Here is an 18,587-nt window from a genome sequence, read left to right on the forward strand (position 1 = left end):
AATTATATTAGTTAATATTAAATATATATCTAGTATTGTTTTGTATGGTACATATAATAGACTTTTTTAACAAATGGCTATTAAACTAACTAAATTAGTTCATTTGTAGTATAATATACAAAATATATTATAAATTATACGTTATACATTATGTCTCAAAAATATAATTCGTGGACTACAATTAAGTTATTATTACCTTTTATTTCTCCACATAAGAAAGCTCTGATTATTGCTATTCTGGCTTTAGTACTAAATGCAGCAACTGATGCAATATTAATTTCCTTAACTAAACCACTACTTGATAATGGTTTAATGGACAAAAATTATTATTTATTGACGATCATTGCTGTTGCTATAATTGGTTTAATTACTTTAAGAGGGCTTTCAAATTATACTTATACCTATTGTCTTTCTTGGTTATCAAGTAAAGTGATAGCTAAATTTAGACAATTAATATTTGATCATTTACTTAAGAGTCCAGTTAGTTTCCACAATAAAAATCCAATTGGAGAATTAGTAACAATAATTACATTTAATACTCAGTTACTATCGAAAGCATCGTCAGATGCATTAATAATCTTGGTCCGAGAAATTGCGTATTCTATCGGCTTATTTATTGTAATGTTTTATGGGAATTGGAAATTAGCACTTGTATTAATCATAGTTGTTCCTATAGTTATTTTTGTTGCTCAAGTAATTGCGAAAAAATTTCGTCATTCTTTAGTTTCTATGCAAAAGGGTATGGGAAATATAGCTATAGCTGCTGATGAAATGCTTAAAGGCCATAAAGAAATTTTACTTTTTAATAGTCAAAAATACGAAAAAAATAATTTTCATTCAATTAATAAAATTTTTAGAAAAGGTGTTTTAAAAATTGCACTAGTAGCAGGTCTTTCTACACCTATTATTCAATTAATTGCCACTTTAGCTTTAGGTTTTATTCTATATCTTGTCGCTAGTCAAACATTAGATATTACCCCAGGTTCTTTTACAGTAGTATTTTCTGCTATGCTGGCTATAATGAGGCCTTTAAGAGAGTTAACTTCGGTTCATTTAGAATTACAAAAAGGTAGTGTAGCGTGTCAATCATTATTTGAACTTTTAAATTCACCATTGGAGGATGACAATGGAACTATAGAATTTAAAGAACCAGCAATTGGAAATATAGAATTTAGAAATGTAACTTTTACCTATCCGTCAAGAAATAATCCAGCACTTAATAATATAAGTTTTCAAATTAACAAAGGTGAAACAGTTGCACTAGTTGGTCGTTCTGGCTCTGGTAAATCAACCATCGTTAGTTTGTTACCAAGATTTTATGATATTTCTGTAGGTGAAATATTTATAGACTCAATTAATATAAAAAATTATACGTTGAAGTCATTAAGAAATCAGATTGGCTATGTCTCTCAGCATGTCCATTTGTTCAATGGGACAATAGCCGACAATATTGCCTACGGTGAAAAAGATAAATATAGTAAGCAAGACATCATAAAAGCGGCAACGCAGGCAAATGCTATCGAGTTTATTGATAAATTAGAGCATGGTATAGATACCATCGTTGGTGATAATGGCGTTTTATTATCTGGTGGTCAGCGTCAACGAATTGCAATTGCTAGAGTTTTATTACGTGATAACCCAATTCTAATTTTTGATGAAGCTACCTCTGCTTTAGATAATGAATCTGAACTTTTAGTACAACAAGCAATAGAATATTTACAAAAGAATCGAACTTCAATCATTATTGCTCATAGATTGACAACTATTAAACGAGTAGATCGAATTTTAGTTATTGATGAAGGTAAACTTGTTGAAGAAGGGTCTCATCAATCGTTGCTATTAGAAAACGGTCAATACGCTAATATGCATCATATTCAATTTAATTCATAGTGATCTTATAGATATGCCAAATAAAAATAATCAAACATTAACTAATGCTATTGAACACGATTCATCTACATGGAAAACTTTTTCTAAACTATTACCGTATATTTTTGAACATAAACTTGTACTCTTTTTATCGATTTTATTGTTAATAATAAGTGCTTTTGTGGATACTTCCCTTATTGCTATATTACAACCATTGCTTGATCGAGGTTTTGTCGCTAATGATCAAAATTTTTTATTGATGTCTCCTTTTTATATTTTTGGTTTAGTATTTGTTCGTGGAATATCAAATTATGGATATGCGTTTTTTTTAACATTGATTTCCTCAGATATTGTATTAAAGATTCGCCAACGCTTATTTAATCATTATATTGATGCTACAGTTAGTTATTATGATCAAAATTCCACAGGAAAATTATTATCGCGTATTACCTATGATTGTGATCAAGTTGCCTCATCTTCATCTGATACTTTAATTACCATTATTCGCGAAACAGCGTTTATTTGTGGTTTATTTTATACAATGATCAGTAATAGCTGGCAATTATCATTATCATTGATCATAGTGACACCTATTGTAGTTGGTTTAATTAGCTTTGTTTCGATAAAATTTAGGAAACTAGCAAAGAATATGCAAAATTCAATGGGTGATGTCACAATGTCTGTTGAACAGATGTTAAAAGGCTATCGAGAAATTTTAGTCTTTGGTGCTCAAGAGGAAGAATCTCGAAACTTTAATAAAGTTAACAACAAATTTAGGCATGATACAATGAGATTGGTATCAATTTCAGCTTTATCGACTCCAATTGTTCAATTGGTGGTATCATTTGCTATTGCTTTTGTATTATTAATGGCAAGTAATCCTGAATTAAGTATAACCCCAGGTCAATTTACCGTAGTATTTTCTTCACTTGTTGCATTAATGCAGCCGATAAAAAGTTTAACGAGTGTTAATGCTGATTTCCAAAAAGGGATGGCTGCATGTCAGACTTTATTCGCTATATTTGAACAACCAATTGAAAAAGATAACGGAAAAATTCATATTGAACATGTTAAAGGTAACATAGAGTTTAAGAATGTTACCTTTAATTATGAAACAAGAAAAGAAAAGGTATTAAAAAATATTAATTTTAAAGTTAATCAAGGTGAAACAATCGCTTTAGTAGGTCGTTCTGGTTCAGGAAAAACAACTATTGCGAGTTTGATCCCTCGTCTTTATGAAATAAATGAAGGACAAATACTCATTGATAATTATAATATTCAAGATTTAACATTATATAGCTTACGTAATCAAATTGGCTTAATTTCTCAAAATGTACATTTATTCAATGATACAATAGCAAATAATATTGCTTATGGACGTATAGGTGAATATTCTCAAGAACAAATAGAAGATGCAGCAAAAAAAGCATATGCTTATGATTTTATAAAAAATTTTGAAAATGGATTTGATACGATAGTTGGAGAAAGTGGAATATTGCTTTCTGGCGGACAACGACAACGAATCGCGATAGCTAGAGTGTTATTACGTAATACACCAATATTAATTTTGGATGAAGCAACCTCAGCTCTAGATACAGAATCGGAACAAGCTATACAATTAGCAATGAATGACTTGAGAAAGGGACGAACTTCAATTGTTATAGCTCATCGTTTATCTACTATTGAATCTGCCAATGAAATATTAGTAATTGACGATGGTAAAATTGTAGAAAAAGGTACTCACTTAGATTTATTAAAAGAAAATAAAATATATGCTTCTCTTTACAATAGAGAATTTAATAATTAAACATTTTTTAAATTTTAATTTAATGAATTTATATAAACTCTCATAGGATCATCAATATCTCGATTGATCCTTTTTACACCAAATAAATTACAGGGTTGAGGATATGGTTGCCAAACGAATCCTCCATCCTCTATTGAAATTTCCTTCAATTTTGATTTTAAAATATCATCAACTATTTGCTTGTTTATTTGAAAATTTTTATTATTAATTAATTTTTTTCTTACTATTCGCTTAATTTTTTTCTTTTTTGGGATCCACCAAAAACTATCTAATTTTTTTGAAAATGCCCAAAATTTCATCTCAAGATAATGGATTTCTGAATAAACATATGGAACATGATCAGGTTTAACACCAAATCCATAAGCAAAAGACGGAAAATATATTTCTTCTCTAGGATAATTTATATCAATATTATCTAATAAATTCTTATTTTCAATAATTTTTATTATTTCCATTAATATTTCTAATTTGTACATTGAGCCCTCAATCTGAGAACCAACAATAAAATTATCATTCAAACCAATATAAGATAATTGGCGCATGAAACTTTTATCTGCATTTCTTGCTATATTGGCTGGCCACCAATAACCATCACATTTATAAATTCGAGTATGAAATAAATTTAATTTTGTAGATAAAAAGTTATTTAACCCTGGTTTTATTAACATATCATTGGATGCATGAAATATAATTTTATCGTCAGGATTTATTGATATTGATTGTATAAATTTTATATTAGATATGTGTGCTTTAATAATATTACCCCAAGATGTATCTAATGAATTAGGATTAATTATTGCATTATCTATATTATTAATTTTTAATAAGGATACTAAGTCTTCTTTCAAGAAAGATGCTTGTTTTGAAATATGCAAAACAATAATTGCATCAATCATAAATTGTCTGAAATTTTTTAATTGATTAATTATAACCCGTGGGTTTTCATGAACAGGAAGAGAAACAAATATCATTCTTGATGTAATAAAATTTTTATTGTTTTCTAAGTATAACTTAAATATTAATCAATTAGTATGCCTATATAAATAAATTTATCATCAGTTTTTATTGAAATATATTTTAATAATTAATATTTATCAGAAAAGCAAGGATAGTGAATTAATAGACTGGTTTATCTGAACTAAACAGGTAGGAAGAGAAAAAAAGATAAAAGAAAATTAACTGGTGGGGAGAATGCTTAGGAAAGAAATATTATGGGTTAAACTTGATCTAGCAGGTGTTACAAAAATGTAATTACCTGCATCATTAAATATTGATATGTTATTAACACATAAGCTATTTTTTTAGTATCAATTTATATTTCAAATAAAGAAAATAATTAGAAATAGCTTTAAAATAATATTTATTTTTGAATAAATACTTGGAATAATTTCTTATTGAAGAACTATTACCAGTTAAAGGACAAAGGTCATCCTTCCATGGAGATTGGTTTAAATAGAAAGAATATAAGTTTGAAAGATAAACTTGAAACCAAGGCTTATTGAGAGAAATATAATGTAAAATAACAGTATAGGGTTTTATACTCTTTTCTTCATGTGCATCTATAGAGATTTTTATTTTAGTATTATATTTTATAGGCAATAATAATGTCTTATTTTCTAACAAGATATTTAGAACATCTTGATCTGCAAATTTATATATTTTTCCATCATTGATCAAGTTTATTGCTTGTTCAGATAATTGCAATTCGCACCATTTTTTAGTATTAATAAATAAAACGCCAGCGTTAAAATATTTTTTATAATCAATATTATACATTTCGCTTATGGTTTGCTGCATATCTTTTGTATCGGATATAACACCTGCAACATAATTATCAATGTCATAATCCAAAATTGAACTTAGTGAGTTTAAGCAAAGAACATCACTATCAAGATAAACAAACTTATCAGTTAAAGGTTCTAATATTTCTGGGATAATTAAACGTATACATGTTGATACAGAGTCAATATGCAGAACTAGAGTATCTTTATTAATGGTAAAAGAATCATTAAGATTATATAAGGTAATAGAGATATTTTCAGCACTTAATAGTTTGAATTTGGATTTATTTTCTTCGGAAACATTATCAATAAATAAATGGAAATGAAGATTATAATTGGGCGTGTTTTTAATTACTGAAGAAATTGTTACCCCAGCTGGCAATGCATAATTATTATCGAAACCCAAGGCAATATGTAAGGTTGGAAATTGACAACAACTATTATTACAAATATTTTCTATTTTACTGATAAAATCATTAGCTCTAAACATATAAATCAAATTTAAGGAGTTTCAATAAATTATATCTAATATTAAAAAAAAATAATATTATTTTATTAAGTAAGTTATGTAGTATTTTATTGCTTGAATTATGTGGCCTTTTTTTAAGAATTGTTTTGCATATACCCTATAATCAACTGGTCTCATTTTGCTTTGGTAAGATTTCAATACTACATCGCTCCAAGGGGTAAAATGTTTATAAAAAATGTATAAATCTTGGGCTAAACCTTTATGTTCTGCGTACCATATTTTTCTTGGACCTGTAAAATGCACAAAATAAGGTAACGATTTTTTATGATGAAAGAAAGATTCCTTTTCTTCATCATTCATCCAAGTAAATAAATAATTCCATTTAACATCAACAAAAACAACACGTTCTTGCAAAACAATATTTAAAGCATCTTGGTCTGGGTAGATTAAATTATAATTCTCTGGTGATAATAATATTTGGTTGGCTTTATTTTCTGTGTCAAATTTTTTCCAGTTCTGACTGTTAATATATAAAAAACCTGAATTAAAGTATTTTTTATTTCCTAACGATAAGCGATTTGCATTTGCTAAAAGATTATCATCATTTAAAGAATCAGCTGTTACCGCACAAACTACTGAATCAATATTGATATTTAAAACAGGAGAAATATCGCCAAAGCATAAGATATCAGCATCTAAGTAAATAAACTTATCAATATAATCAGGTAATAATCTTGGAACAGATAAGCGAATATACATTGAACGATTGATATGTTTTACTTTTTCATTCTTAATGTCAATGTATTTATTTAGCTCATCAATAGGAATTGAATAAAGCGTAATTGCGGAGCTAATTTCTTTTAGCTTATTTTTTTCTTCGTCTGAAACATCATACAAAAAAATATGAAAATGAATATTATTACTTTTATTATTGAGTATGATCGAAGTAATAGAAACACCAACATGTTCTAGATAATTGGAATCTGTACAATATACAATATTAATAATACTATTATTCATTTCAAACACTCATTAATACAATGTTTTAAATATATCATAGCTATTCATGTATTACAAAATAGTTAAATAAATATGAAATGGATAGTTAATTTTTTTATAATAATTAGTTATGTTACAATAAAACAAATTTCAAATTGTCGGTATTACTAGAACATGTTAACAGAAAATCTTTTCATTAGTAAGATTACTACTTTATTTAGTCATATTATTGAATCACAAGAAACAGTGCATATTGCATTTTGTTTCGATGATAATTATGCAATGCCAGCAGGTATTGCTATGTCATCAATTATTATCAACAACCCCGATAAAAATCTGTTTTTTCATTTATTTGCTAATAAAGTATCTAATAAAAAAATTGAAGACTTTAATCAACTTAGTCAGAATAATACCTCGATAATTTGTTATGAAGTGAGCGATGATTTCTCGATAAATCCTGATACTTTAGTACTACATGTTTCGGCATCAACGTGTTTACGTTTTATTGTGCCACAATTGCTAAATAAAGTAGCTTCGAGGGTGTTATATTTAGATTGTGATATCCTTTGTACTAATAAACTGGATGATTTAATCAATAAAGATTTAACTGACAAATATGCTGCTGTAGTTGCAGATGTAGATAAAACTCAAGAAAAACAATGCCCAGATTGCAATATTTCGTATGGTGAATATTTTAATGCAGGAATGATTTATATTAATACTGACATGTGGGTAGCTAATAACTTAACAGAAAAAGCTTTTGCAATGATTAATAGCGGTAAAGTTTATAAATTTGCCGATCAAGACGTTTTGAATATTCTAATGCAAGGTAACACTCTGTTTCTTCCTAAAAATTTTAACCAACTTACTTCACTCTCAGTTGGTGGTAATGAAGATAGCTTATTAAGTGATGACACTGTTATAATTCATTACGTTACCGGCAATAAACCATGGTATCAGCTATATTTAACCCCACTTTATCAACGTTATATTGCTTCTTCGCCATGGGCTAATCAAAAATTGTCATTAGCTAATGAACATGCACCCTCAACAACCAGACGTTATGCGAAATTGTTAGTAAGTCAAAAAAAATATTTTTCGGCGTTCAAATATTATTTACTTTATCTCAAGCATAAAGCTTTTAAAAAGCGATAAGGATGTAAATCGTGATTCAAGTTGATAGATTTATTAATAAAAGGAATGAATTACTGTCACATAATTTTGACAATAATCAGTCGGTCATACATATTTTATTATGTTTTGATGATAATTATGCGTTATCAGCAGGTATAAATATTTTCTCTGTTTTAAAAAATAATGCTGTAATGCCGATTCATTTTCATTTATTTACCCATAATCTTTCTGATGAGAATAGACGTAAATTTGGAGAAATTAAATTCAATAATATATCAATAACTGAATATGTTATTAATGATCAGTTCAAAGTCGATGAGCAAAATACCGAACAGTTTCCGCTTTCAGCTTGTGTGCGCCTAATAGCGCCAATAATACTAAAAAATACCACTGATAAGTTACTTTATGTTGATAGTGATACCTTATGTACGAATAGCTTATCAGATATTAATAATATTGATCTTACTGGCATTATACTTGCTGCTGTTGCTGACGAACCATATATGCAACAATCTCAATGTACCAAATATGGTGTTATTGAAGGAACTTATTTTAATTCTGGTGTTATGCTCATTAACATTCCACTTTGGTGCGAAGATAAAATTACTGATAAGACGTTGAAACTATTAAATGGTGGTGAAAAATATCAATATCCGGATCAAGATGTTTTAAATATTTGTGTCGGTGAAAAAAGGCTAATATTACCAAGAAAATTTAATAATTTATTGGCATTATCAATTAATGGTAATGAAGATGCGAAAATTCCCGATGAAACAGTCTTTATTCATTACATAACTAAGAATAAACCTTGGCATGAACCTTATCGATCTATATTATTTGATTCTTATTTAGAAAAATCACCATGGCGAAATGATTGTTTACCATTATATAGTCCTAAAAAGACCTCTTCAATTCGCGCTTATTCAAAATTGATGTTTAGACAAAAAAAATATCTATCTGGAATAAAACACTATCTTATTTATTTAAAAACTAAATTGAAAAAGTAATAATGGGTAAATAATTTTATTTTTATGAGCTTATTTAGATTGTAGATTTAAAAAAATTAATTAGTTTCTAACTAAGCTTTTTCTTTATAGTGATTATTCTTGTCTATATTTTTGCTTAAGTTATTGCTATATTATAAATCGTTATTTTGATAGTTAATTGTTCAATTTCAGGATAATAATTTCATTTCTAATATATAATTGTTTTTTTCTAACGTTAGCTTATTTATTAAATATATTTTCTAGTGTGGATAGACAAATTAGGCTTATCTTTTAATTAGGTGCATTTTAAGTGATTGATGATTTTGCAGAAAATGGTTTGCTTGCGACGGCTATAGATGGTTTTGTTGCACGAGAACCACAAAAGCGTATGGCAAATAAAGTCACTGAAGCAATCAACGCCCAACATTCGCTGGTAGTGGAAGCTGGAACAGGAACAGGTAAAACCTTTGCATATTTGGTTCCTGCATTACGTAGTGATAAAAAAGTAATTATCTCGACGGGTTCTAAAAATTTACAAGAACAGTTGTATAGTAAAGACTTACCCATTATCAAAAAAGCGCTGGACTATACGGGTAAAATTTCACTTCTTAAAGGGCGAGCCAATTATCTTTGTTTAGAGCGTATGTATCACCAATATGCGGCAGCAGGAGATTTAGATAAGAGTTTACGTACAGATTTAGTTCGGGTAAAAAACTGGTCAATCAAAACTAAAGATGGTGATATCAGTAAATGTACTACGGTGACTGAAGACAATCCAATTTGGCCAATCTTAACCAGTACTAACGATAATTGTTTAGGCAGTGATTGTGAGCATTATAATGATTGTTATGTGGTTAAAGCACGTAAACGGGCGTTAAATGCCGATATTGTGGTGGTTAATCATCATCTATTTTTGGCTGATGTAGTGGTTAAAGATACCGGATTTGGCGAGCTAATTCCTAAAGCTAATGTAATGATATTTGATGAAGCTCATCAACTTCCCGATCTTGCCTGTCACTATTTTGGCGAGCAGTTAACGAGTCGACAACTATTTGACTTAGCTAAAGAGATAAATTTGGCTTATCGAACCGAAGTTAAAGATATGTCTCAGTTACAGCAGTGCGCTGATAAACTGCAAAAATGTACTCAAGATTTGCGAATATTAATCAGTCAGCAGAATAACAAAGGTAATCTTCGTTATCTATTTAATCAATCCAGTATCAAACAAGAATTATTTTATCTGTTTGATGCTCTTGATTTTTGTAAAGAAGTTTTATTGTTAGCCATAGGTCGATCTACCACATTAGATAATTGTTATGACCGGGTTAATCAGTACCAGCAATTGTTAAAAAAGTTGACAGAAACTCATGTACCTGGTTATAGCTATTGGTATGAAAGCACCTATAGTTCTTTTCTCTTTGCATTAACACCATTATCGGTAACGGAAAAATTTGAAGAATTGTTAACCCAGCGAGAAGGTAGCTGGATATTTACCTCAGCAACATTATCAGTCGATAATCAATTAGATTATTTTACTAAACGTTTGGGGCTAACCAACGCTGAATCTTTAATTTTAGAAAGCCCATTTGACTATATCAATCAGACGATTTTGTGTGTACCGCGCTATCTACCATCACCAAATGAACGAGGCAATGCAGAAAAACTCGTTGATATTTTATTACCGGTTATTGAGGCTAATAATGGTCGTTGTTTTTTTCTTTGTACATCTTATGCAATGATGAATGCATTAGCTGAAAAATTTCGTTTGCTTACCAAATTACCGGTGTTAGTTCAAGGTGAAACTAGCAAAACAAAACTTCTTGAACAATTTATTGAAAGCGGTAATGCACTATTAATCGCAACCAGTAGTTTTTGGGAAGGGATTGATGTTAGGGGCGATACTTTATCTTGTGTTATTATAGATAAGTTACCGTTTACCTCACCGGATGATCCTTTAATGAAAGCTCGTATGGAGGATTGCCAAATGCAAGGTGGTGATGCCTTTAATGAAGTGCAATTACCTGAAGCTGTTATTACCCTAAAACAGGGGGTGGGGCGATTGATCCGTCATCATAATGATCGTGGTGCGATTATAATTTGTGATAATCGATTAGTTATGCGCCCTTATGGCGCAACGTTTATTAATAGTTTACCGCCATCACCAAGAACCCGAGATGTTAACAAGGTAATCGATTTTTTATTATCTAACAATGAACCTGATAATTTGGAAAACAAATGAGTACTATTTTAGCCATTGATACTTCAACAGAAGCTTGTTCCGTAGCACTATTATATCGAAATGAAATCACCCACGATTTCATGATTTCGGCGCGAGATCATACTAAAAAGATCTTACCAATGGTTGATAATATTTTAAATCAATCAGGCTGTACACTTTCACAACTCGATGCCATTGCTTTTGCGCAAGGTCCTGGTAGTTTTACTGGCGTGAGAATTGGTATAGGGGTTGCGCAAGGATTAGCATTGGGCATTGATAAACCGATGATAGGTGTTTCCACCTTGATGACTTTGGCGCAAGGTTGCTACCGAACAACCAGAGCAACTAAAGTTATTCCGGCGATAGATGCTAGAATGGGTGAGGTCTATTTGGGGCAATATCAATATCAAAATCAGGAGTGGCAAGCGATTATTGCAGAATGCGTTATCAAACCTGAAGATGTGAAATCAAAAATTCAGCATATTGATAATAACTATTATTTGGCTGGCACCGGTTGGCAAACTTATCCTGATATGTTAGCAGAGATTAAACAAAGTGAAGTTTGGTTACCAGAAGCACAAGATTTAGTCGTTATCGCCCATCAGAAATGGTTGAAAAATGACGTTGTTAAAGTTGAAGATGTTGAACCAACTTATTTACGTAATGAAGTGACTTGGCAAAAATTACCGGGCCGTTAAGATCAGATAAACCACCGAGGTGGTTTATCTGTATTTATTATGCAGAATATTTATCCTTGAAATAATCCCAAATTAGCTTTGGCATAGGCTTCAAAGTCAGTGCAACCACCAATTGGTTTTTCATCGATAAAAATTTGTGGTACGGTTTCTACCGGTTTACCGACACTTTTTGAGAGATCTTCTTTGGTAATGCCTTCAGCATTGATATCAACATAACGATAAGAAAAATCATCGCGTTCTTGAGATAACTTTTCAGCAAGCTCTTTAGCTCGCACACAATATGGACATCCTTGACGTCCGAAAATTACAGCATACATATTTCACCTCGAATAAGTTAAATTTGCTTAATGGATTTACTATACTTTAGTTTCAAATAAAAAAAAGTAGTTAAACTTAGTTAATATAATAGATTATATCTATTGATCCTCCACTTGCATAGCGAGTTAGGTATGGGTTTTAATCATTTGGATAATTAATCGAATATTTTATCAATTTTTTTCCCAAAAAGTTGAAGAATGGGGGTTTTTTAAGTTTTAAATTTAGTGCTAATTTGATATTACTCGCTATAATTTTAATTTCAACCATTAAATGGATGTCAGCATGCTAAAAAAAATACTATTTCTTTTTTCATTAACATTATCAATAACGGCGTTTGCCGCTAAAAAAGAGTGTCCGGTCAAACCAAGTTACGATATTGTGATAAATAAAAACAACATCCATATCGTTAATAAAGCAAATGATCTATCCATTATGAGTGATGGACAAGTGGTATTAAATGCAAAAACGGTATCAGTGAATAAGTCGTTACGTAAAAAACTTAATGAATTTCAAAAAAGTCTGCGTTTACAATTACCACAGCTAGAACAGCAATCATTAAATTTATTGTTGGAGGTTAAAGTTGCTTTTGATCAAGCAATAACCAGAAAATTGAGTGATGATCGTGAACTACATAGTGAATTAAATAAACTTTATAAACGGTTAGTTAAATTATTGCATCGTTCAATTAATACAGAAAATGGCACTACAACGTTTTACTATCAAAACTTTAATAATATAAAAAAAGATGGGGAGGATATTGGTGAACGCATTTTTTATAACGTAGTTGGAGGGAGTATTGTAGAATTTAACTTTTTTAAAAACTTCGGTGCTATCAAAGATATTTCAAAAAATGAATGGAAAACTCAAAAACCAAAACTTAAGGCATTTGATGCGCATATCTGTTCGGTAATTACTGATGTAGATCAACAATATCAACAGATTTTGACAGAACTTCACCAATCAATCGACAAGTGAATAGACAACAATAAAAACTTTTGCGAGAATACCTCATTCACAATGAATAGGTAAAAGAAGTAATCGCTTATGACTGCAAAAATAATTGATGGTAAAGCGTTAGCACAACAAATACGTAACGAAATTGCCAAAAAGGTAGCATCACGTACTGAACAAGGTTTATCGGTTCCTGGATTAGCTGTTATACAAGTCGGCTCAGATCCGGCCTCAAAAATTTATGTTAAAAATAAGCAGAAAGCTTGTGATGATGTGGGATTTGCTTCTTTTGCTTATGATTATCCTTCCTCAACTACAGAGGAACTATTAGCGTTAATTGATGAATTGAATCAACGTGCTGACGTGCATGGTATCTTAGTTCAGCTTCCCCTACCGGATAATATTGATAAGACAAAAGTGCTAGAACGTATCGATCCGCGTAAAGATGTTGATGGCTTTCATCCTTATAACATTGGCCACTTGTTACAACGCGATCCAATTTTACGCCCATGTACACCTTATGGTGTGGTTAAAATGTTAGAATCAACAGGTATTAATTTATCCGGCTTGAATGCCACTGTTGTTGGTGCATCGAGTATTGTTGGTCGACCAATGGCATTAGAATTACTGCTATTAGGCTGTACTACGACAATAACTCATAGCCGAACTGTTGATTTAGAAAAACATGTTCGTAATGCTGATATTGTTGTTGCTGGTGTTGGGATTCCCAATTACGTTAAAGGGGAATGGATAAAACCCGGTGCCATCGTGATTGATGTTGGTATAAACCGTTTACCTGATGGCAAACTCGTTGGTGATGTTGAATTCGACGTTGCTAGCCAATATGCAGGCTGGATCACCCCTGTTCCCGGTGGTGTAGGCCCAATGACCGTTGCAATGTTAATGAGCAATACATTAGAAGCATGTGAAAGATTTAGTGAGTAAGCCATTATTAAAAGGCTTATTTTTTTCAAATTTTATGTATTAATAAAATGAAAATAAGGGACATTTTATGATTATATTTCATACTTCTTTAGGTGATATCAAGATTAATACTTTTGATGACAAAGCTCCAGAAACAGTCAAAAACTTTATTGAATATTGCCAAGAAGGTTTTTATGACAATACCATTTTTCACCGAGTGATCGACAATTTTATGATCCAAGGTGGTGGATTCGAGCCGGGTATGAACCAGAAAAAAACTAAAGCCCCAATTAAAAATGAGGCGGCTAATGGTTTAAAAAATAGTCGTGGTACTTTAGCTATGGCGCGTACAACCGATCCACATTCTGCGACTGCTCAATTTTTTATCAATGTTGTGGATAACGATTATTTAAATTATCGTTCTTCTGATATCAATGGCTTTGGTTACTGTGTGTTTGCCGAAGTGGTAGATGGTATGGATGTGGTTGATAAGATCAAAGCGGTCAAAACTGGGCGTAACGGAATGCATTCTGATGTGCCAGTCGAAGATGTTATTATTAAGAGTGTGACGGTTGAATAATCCTGTTCGCTTTTTTATCGCCGATATTCATCTCGGTGAAAATGAGCCTGCTGCACATCACTTTGATATTACAGCAGGCTTTTTATCTTTCCTTGAACAACTACCTAATCAATGTGAACTCTATATTCTAGGCGATTTGTTTGATTATTGGGTAGGGGATGATGTTCGTTCAACACTACACAATCAAATTTCAGACGCTTTAAATGCGTTATCCTCAAGGCAAATTAAAAAGTTTTTTGTTCACGGTAATCGTGATTTTCTGATTGGCAAGCAGTACGCTAAGCGGTGTGATATGACGCTATTAGGGGATATAAATTGTTTAGCAAATCAGGATAAAAACATTGTTTTTTTACATGGTGATTTGCTTTGTATTGATGATCCTCAATATCAAAAATTTCGAAAAATCATGCATAAAAAGTGGTTACAAAAGTTATTTTTATTAATGCCACTGTTTATTCGCTTAAAAATCGCTAGCAAATTACGAAAAGAAAGTAATCAGCATAATCAAATAAAACCTGAAACTATCATGGATGTAAATCAACAAGCAGTGATTGATATGATGATAGAGCATAATGCCAATATTATGGTTCATGGGCATACCCATAAACCGGCTACCCATCATCTTATTATTAATGGTGAATCAATAACCAGATTGGTACTTGGTGCTTGGCATGATGGTGTTAGTTATATAAAACAAGAAGCTAATAGTGCTACGTTAAAGCTCTATAACCACTCTTTTAAATAATTACTTTGTAATATTTGCTCGGTCGAGCCATAGTCGATTAATTTTCCCTGCTCCAAAACGGCTACATGTTGTGCGATACGTTTTACCTCATTGATATTATGAGTGACATAGATAATAGGTATATTTAAATCACTGACAAGTTTATCAATATAACTTAACAACTCTTTTTTACGAGGCATATCTAAAGCTGATAAAGGTTCATCCATCAGTAATAGTTGCGGATTAGTTAATAAAGCTCGACCAATGGCAACCCGCTGTTTTTCACCACCTGAGAGCATAGCAGGATAACGATTAAGGAGGGAGCCGATATTAAGCACTGTTACAATCTCATCAAATCTTTCAGAATTTAGCGATTTTGCCCCATAGGTTAAGTTTTTAATCACTCTATAATGTGGGAAGAGGAGCGCATCTTGAAAAACGGTACCAATTTGTCTTTTTTCTGGGGCGATACAAACATGTTTTTCGGTATTTACTAACGTTTCTTGATTTAGATTGATATAACCAATATCAGGTTTAATCAAACCATTAATAAGATTAATGAGTGTTGATTTTCCTGAACCAGAAACCCCAAGGATAGCCGTTACACCTTGGCAATTAATTTCATGCTTAAACTCAAAAACAAACGAAGCGAGTTTTTTGCTTACATTAATATTTAACATTATTTCGATCCTGTTAATTTCTTTTTATGCCAACGATTTAACATTTCTGAAAGGAATAAGGCGACTAACGATAAAATAATCGAAATAATACAAAGTCGTAATGCAGCTGACTCGCCGTCTGGGATCTGTAATAGGGTATACATCGCTAACGGTAAAGTACGCGTTTCACCTTGAATATTTGATACAAAGGTAATTGTGGCGCCAAATTCACCTAAGCAACGAGCAAAGCCGAGTACGATTCCCATTAAAATACCCGGAAAAGCTAACGGTAAAGTGATTGTCATAAAGACCCGAAATGGCTTAGCACCAAGGGTTCGAGCTACGTTTTCTAGCCGGCAATCAATGGACTCAATCGCTAATCGGATCGATCGCACCATAAGGGGAAAGGCAACCACCGCAGAAGCTAACGCGGCACCTTGCCAATTGAAGCTAAAACTTAAATGAAAGCACTTATCTAACCATTCACCAATAAAACCATGGCGTCCCATGGTTAAAAGTAGTAGATAACCTAAAACCACAGGAGGCAATACTAAAGGGAGATGAACAATACTATCAAAGAGTGATTTGCCAATAAATTGACATCTCGCTAAAATCCAAGCGGTCAAAATTCCTACTGGAAGACTGAAGATAATTGCTGCACCGGCTATTTTTAAGCTTAGCAGCAATGTTTGCCATTCAAACTCAGTTAATATCATCTTATCTAAATACTAGTCAGTTATGAATCCATATTTTTGAAAAATAGTTTTGGCTTTTTCTGAATTTAAATATTGGTAAAATTCTTTTGCATCAGCTTTGAGTAATGTAATTGGATATTCAATAGATTTAAATGTATCAGCTGGGAAGCTACCAATTATTTTCACTTTGTCACTTACTTTCGCATCAGTGCTGTAAACAATACCTAAGGCGGCTTCATTGCGTTCAACTAACATTAATGCATCACGAACATTGCTTGCTGGTGCCATTTGCGGTAATAATTTATCAAATACCCCTAAATTGGTTAAAGACTCTTTAGCATAGAGACCTGCTGGAACATGGTCAGGATCACCAACCGCTAATCTTTCTCCTTTAGGTAAAATCGTTTGCCAATTGGTATTGGCATTGATTTCCACATTTTCTAATTTAGATTGTTTAGGGGCAATTAATACCAAACCGTTTTTTAACAAATTTTGTTTATCTGTTGCAACTTTGTGTTCAATAAGGTAATCCATCCACTTTTGATCGGCTGACATAAAAATATCAGCAGGTGCACCTTGTTCAATCTGTTTGGCTAATACAGAAGATGAAGCAAATGAGAAAACAATTTCACAATCTTGATGTTCTGTTTGGTAGGAAGTTGCAATCTCTTGCATTGCATTAGTCAGTGATGCAGCTGCAAATACTGTAATTTTTTGGCTAGCAGATGTTGATAAACTAGCAAATAAAGTGGCTAAAGATAATAATACTCCAATGATTTTTTTCATTTTACTCCTCACAATCGTTATGTAATTTAATATATAGCGATGCTATCAAAATTTATTTATAAAGTACAATTAAACTTTGCAGATTCCACTACTTTTAATCAATTTTGCTGAGTACATTTTTTGAAGGAAAAGAGAAAAGCGTCTACAATAGAATGACTTTGCTACTAAAAGTAGCTTTTTTAATTAATTAAGGCATAACGTAATGCTGTCACCTGACATATTATTAACTTTGAATATCAATCAGCAATTATTTACTGATCCAAAACGAATTGACTTATTAAGAGCAATAGAACAGAGTGGTTCACTTAGTCAAGCGGCAAAGCAAATAGGGATTAGTTATAAAACAGCTTGGGATGCGATAAATGAAATCAACCAGTTAGCACCTAAACCTTTTTTAATTACCGCAACCGGGGGTAAAAATGGCGGAGGTACCAAACTCAGTGCTTATGCGGTAAGGTTCATTCAGCTTTATGACCTATTAACCCAATTACAATATAAAGCCTTTAATATTCTAAATGATGACAATATACCGCTTGATGATATTTTAAAAATAACCGCTAAATTATCCTTACAGACTAGTGCTCGTAATCAAATCTATGGTAGCGTCTCAAGCATTGAAGCAACTCATATTGCTGGTTTGGTTAAAGTAAAATTAAATGACAATCAAACCGAATTAAAAGCGTATATTACGCAACAAAGTATTGAACGTTTAAAACTGAACATTGATAAAACGGTTCTGTTACTGATTAAAGCGCCATTGATTGAACTGAATAACAAAAATGAGAATCAGTTGATAGTTAAAGTGGAAAAAATAGTCACTGATGGTCAACTATCTGAAATCTCATTTTCATTGCCATCCGGAATAATGCTTTATGCGAGTAAAGCAACTAATGAGGTTAATCAACTAAAATTAACTGAAGGTCAACTAACGACCATATCCATTCATCCCCAGCACATTATAGTTGCGACATTAGTCTAGCTGTTTGAGG

At 31.5% G+C, this 18,587-nt stretch carries 18 protein-coding genes; 11 read left to right on the plus strand and 7 right to left on the minus strand.

The window, feature by feature from the left end; all coding sequences use genetic code 11:
• Positions 1–150: 150 nt before the first annotated feature.
• Positions 151–1,890 (plus strand): lipid A export permease/ATP-binding protein MsbA, encoded by a 1,740-nt coding sequence (gene msbA, locus DKK70_RS05190; protein WP_110433026.1) that lies wholly within the window; start codon positions 151–153, stop codon positions 1,888–1,890.
• 13 nt (positions 1,891–1,903) lie between these two features.
• Entirely contained in the window at positions 1,904–3,676 is a 1,773-nt protein-coding gene (msbA, locus tag DKK70_RS05195; protein WP_110433027.1) for a lipid A export permease/ATP-binding protein MsbA, read from the plus strand.
• A 14-nt stretch (positions 3,677–3,690) separates the two neighbouring features.
• Here the strand turns inward: msbA (DKK70_RS05195) and DKK70_RS05200 are convergent, their stop codons facing one another.
• The 3 genes from DKK70_RS05200 to DKK70_RS05210 form a co-directional block, all read right to left on the minus strand.
• Positions 3,691–4,572 (minus strand): hypothetical protein, encoded by an 882-nt coding sequence (locus DKK70_RS05200; protein WP_146210846.1) that lies wholly within the window; start codon positions 4,570–4,572, stop codon positions 3,691–3,693.
• Positions 4,573–4,969: 397 nt separating this feature from the next.
• Positions 4,970–5,947, minus strand: a complete 978-nt coding sequence (locus DKK70_RS05205; RefSeq protein WP_110433029.1) for a glycosyltransferase family 8 protein — start codon at positions 5,945–5,947, stop codon at positions 4,970–4,972.
• Between the two features lie 57 nt (positions 5,948–6,004).
• The gene (locus DKK70_RS05210; protein WP_110433030.1) at positions 6,005–6,946 is read right to left on the minus strand and encodes a glycosyltransferase family 8 protein; all 942 of its coding nucleotides are present in this window, start codon (positions 6,944–6,946) and stop codon (positions 6,005–6,007) included.
• 153 nt (positions 6,947–7,099) lie between these two features.
• Between DKK70_RS05210 and DKK70_RS05215 the strand changes: the two genes are divergently transcribed.
• From DKK70_RS05215 to tsaB, 4 genes are all read left to right on the plus strand, one after another.
• Positions 7,100–8,080, plus strand: coding sequence for a glycosyltransferase family 8 protein (locus DKK70_RS05215; RefSeq protein ID WP_110433031.1), 981 nt, complete (start codon positions 7,100–7,102; stop codon positions 8,078–8,080).
• Positions 8,081–8,091: 11 nt separating this feature from the next.
• Positions 8,092–9,066, plus strand: coding sequence for a glycosyltransferase family 8 protein (locus tag DKK70_RS05220; protein ID WP_110433032.1), 975 nt, complete (start codon positions 8,092–8,094; stop codon positions 9,064–9,066).
• 289 nt (positions 9,067–9,355) lie between these two features.
• On the plus strand, positions 9,356–11,284 hold the full coding sequence (locus tag DKK70_RS05225) for an ATP-dependent DNA helicase (protein ID WP_110433033.1): 1,929 nt from the start codon (positions 9,356–9,358) through the stop codon (positions 11,282–11,284).
• Positions 11,281–11,961, plus strand: coding sequence for a tRNA (adenosine(37)-N6)-threonylcarbamoyltransferase complex dimerization subunit type 1 TsaB (gene tsaB, locus DKK70_RS05230; protein ID WP_110433034.1), 681 nt, complete (start codon positions 11,281–11,283; stop codon positions 11,959–11,961). The genes DKK70_RS05225 and tsaB overlap by 4 nt, the downstream gene beginning before the upstream one ends.
• 50 nt (positions 11,962–12,011) lie before the next feature.
• Here the strand turns inward: tsaB and DKK70_RS05235 are convergent, their stop codons facing one another.
• On the minus strand, positions 12,012–12,278 hold the full coding sequence (locus tag DKK70_RS05235) for a GrxA family glutaredoxin (RefSeq protein ID WP_034882950.1): 267 nt from the start codon (positions 12,276–12,278) through the stop codon (positions 12,012–12,014).
• Between the two features lie 283 nt (positions 12,279–12,561).
• Between DKK70_RS05235 and DKK70_RS05240 the strand changes: the two genes are divergently transcribed.
• From DKK70_RS05240 to DKK70_RS05255, 4 genes are all read left to right on the plus strand, one after another.
• Positions 12,562–13,254, plus strand: a complete 693-nt coding sequence (locus DKK70_RS05240; protein ID WP_181415921.1) for a DUF2884 family protein — start codon at positions 12,562–12,564, stop codon at positions 13,252–13,254.
• A gap of 69 nt (positions 13,255–13,323) precedes the next feature.
• Positions 13,324–14,175, plus strand: a complete 852-nt coding sequence (folD, locus tag DKK70_RS05245) for a bifunctional methylenetetrahydrofolate dehydrogenase/methenyltetrahydrofolate cyclohydrolase FolD (RefSeq protein WP_110423004.1) — start codon at positions 13,324–13,326, stop codon at positions 14,173–14,175.
• Between the two features lie 67 nt (positions 14,176–14,242).
• Positions 14,243–14,734, plus strand: a complete 492-nt coding sequence (ppiB, locus tag DKK70_RS05250; RefSeq protein ID WP_110433036.1) for a peptidylprolyl isomerase B — start codon at positions 14,243–14,245, stop codon at positions 14,732–14,734.
• Positions 14,727–15,479, plus strand: coding sequence for a UDP-2,3-diacylglucosamine diphosphatase (locus DKK70_RS05255; protein ID WP_110433037.1), 753 nt, complete (start codon positions 14,727–14,729; stop codon positions 15,477–15,479). Before ppiB ends, DKK70_RS05255 begins: the two co-directional genes overlap by 8 nt.
• Here the strand turns inward: DKK70_RS05255 and modC are convergent.
• Genes modC through modA form a run of 3 tightly spaced genes read right to left on the minus strand, consistent with a single transcriptional unit; the run spans position 15,458 to position 17,598 of the window.
• Complete coding sequence (gene modC / locus DKK70_RS05260) at positions 15,458–16,138, minus strand: molybdenum ABC transporter ATP-binding protein (protein ID WP_110423007.1); 681 nt, start codon at positions 16,136–16,138, stop codon at positions 15,458–15,460. The two genes, DKK70_RS05255 and modC, sit on opposite strands and share 22 nt — an antisense overlap.
• Entirely contained in the window at positions 16,138–16,833 is a 696-nt protein-coding gene (gene modB, locus DKK70_RS05265) for a molybdate ABC transporter permease subunit (RefSeq protein WP_110433038.1), read from the minus strand. Before modB ends, modC begins: the two co-directional genes overlap by 1 nt.
• A gap of 12 nt (positions 16,834–16,845) precedes the next feature.
• Positions 16,846–17,598, minus strand: a complete 753-nt coding sequence (modA, locus tag DKK70_RS05270) for a molybdate ABC transporter substrate-binding protein (protein ID WP_110433039.1) — start codon at positions 17,596–17,598, stop codon at positions 16,846–16,848.
• 202 nt (positions 17,599–17,800) lie between these two features.
• On the opposite strand from modA, the gene DKK70_RS05275 reads away from it, so the two are divergent.
• Positions 17,801–18,577: a TOBE domain-containing protein gene (locus DKK70_RS05275; RefSeq protein WP_110433040.1), complete on the plus strand. Its 777-nt coding sequence runs from the start codon at positions 17,801–17,803 to the stop codon at positions 18,575–18,577.
• Positions 18,578–18,587: the final 10 nt, after the last annotated feature.

Source organism: Gilliamella apicola (assembly GCF_003202655.1).
Lineage (GTDB): Bacteria > Pseudomonadota > Gammaproteobacteria > Enterobacterales > Orbaceae > Gilliamella > Gilliamella apicola_R.

What these genes read in the sequence shown, in the direction of transcription:
- DKK70_RS05215 (WP_110433031.1), top strand. Translation starts at nt 7,100, where the DNA reads ATGTTAACAGAAAATCTTTTCATTAGTAAGATTACTACTTTATTTAGT.
- msbA (WP_110433027.1), top strand. Translation starts at nt 1,904, where the DNA reads ATGCCAAATAAAAATAATCAAACATTAACTAATGCTATTGAACACGAT.
- DKK70_RS05205 (WP_110433029.1), bottom strand. Translation starts at nt 5,947, where the DNA reads ATGTTTAGAGCTAATGATTTTATCAGTAAAATAGAAAATATTTGTAAT.
- tsaB (WP_110433034.1), top strand. Translation starts at nt 11,281, where the DNA reads ATGAGTACTATTTTAGCCATTGATACTTCAACAGAAGCTTGTTCCGTA.
- modC (WP_110423007.1), bottom strand. Translation starts at nt 16,138, where the DNA reads ATGTTAAATATTAATGTAAGCAAAAAACTCGCTTCGTTTGTTTTTGAG.
- DKK70_RS05235 (WP_034882950.1), bottom strand. Translation starts at nt 12,278, where the DNA reads ATGTATGCTGTAATTTTCGGACGTCAAGGATGTCCATATTGTGTGCGA.
- msbA (WP_110433026.1), top strand. Translation starts at nt 151, where the DNA reads ATGTCTCAAAAATATAATTCGTGGACTACAATTAAGTTATTATTACCT.
- ppiB (WP_110433036.1), top strand. Translation starts at nt 14,243, where the DNA reads ATGATTATATTTCATACTTCTTTAGGTGATATCAAGATTAATACTTTT.
- DKK70_RS05240 (WP_181415921.1), top strand. Translation starts at nt 12,562, where the DNA reads ATGCTAAAAAAAATACTATTTCTTTTTTCATTAACATTATCAATAACG.
- DKK70_RS05200 (WP_146210846.1), bottom strand. Translation starts at nt 4,572, where the DNA reads ATGATTGATGCAATTATTGTTTTGCATATTTCAAAACAAGCATCTTTC.
- modB (WP_110433038.1), bottom strand. Translation starts at nt 16,833, where the DNA reads ATGATATTAACTGAGTTTGAATGGCAAACATTGCTGCTAAGCTTAAAA.
- modA (WP_110433039.1), bottom strand. Translation starts at nt 17,598, where the DNA reads ATGAAAAAAATCATTGGAGTATTATTATCTTTAGCCACTTTATTTGCT.
- folD (WP_110423004.1), top strand. Translation starts at nt 13,324, where the DNA reads ATGACTGCAAAAATAATTGATGGTAAAGCGTTAGCACAACAAATACGT.
- DKK70_RS05275 (WP_110433040.1), top strand. Translation starts at nt 17,801, where the DNA reads ATGCTGTCACCTGACATATTATTAACTTTGAATATCAATCAGCAATTA.
- DKK70_RS05210 (WP_110433030.1), bottom strand. Translation starts at nt 6,946, where the DNA reads ATGAATAATAGTATTATTAATATTGTATATTGTACAGATTCCAATTAT.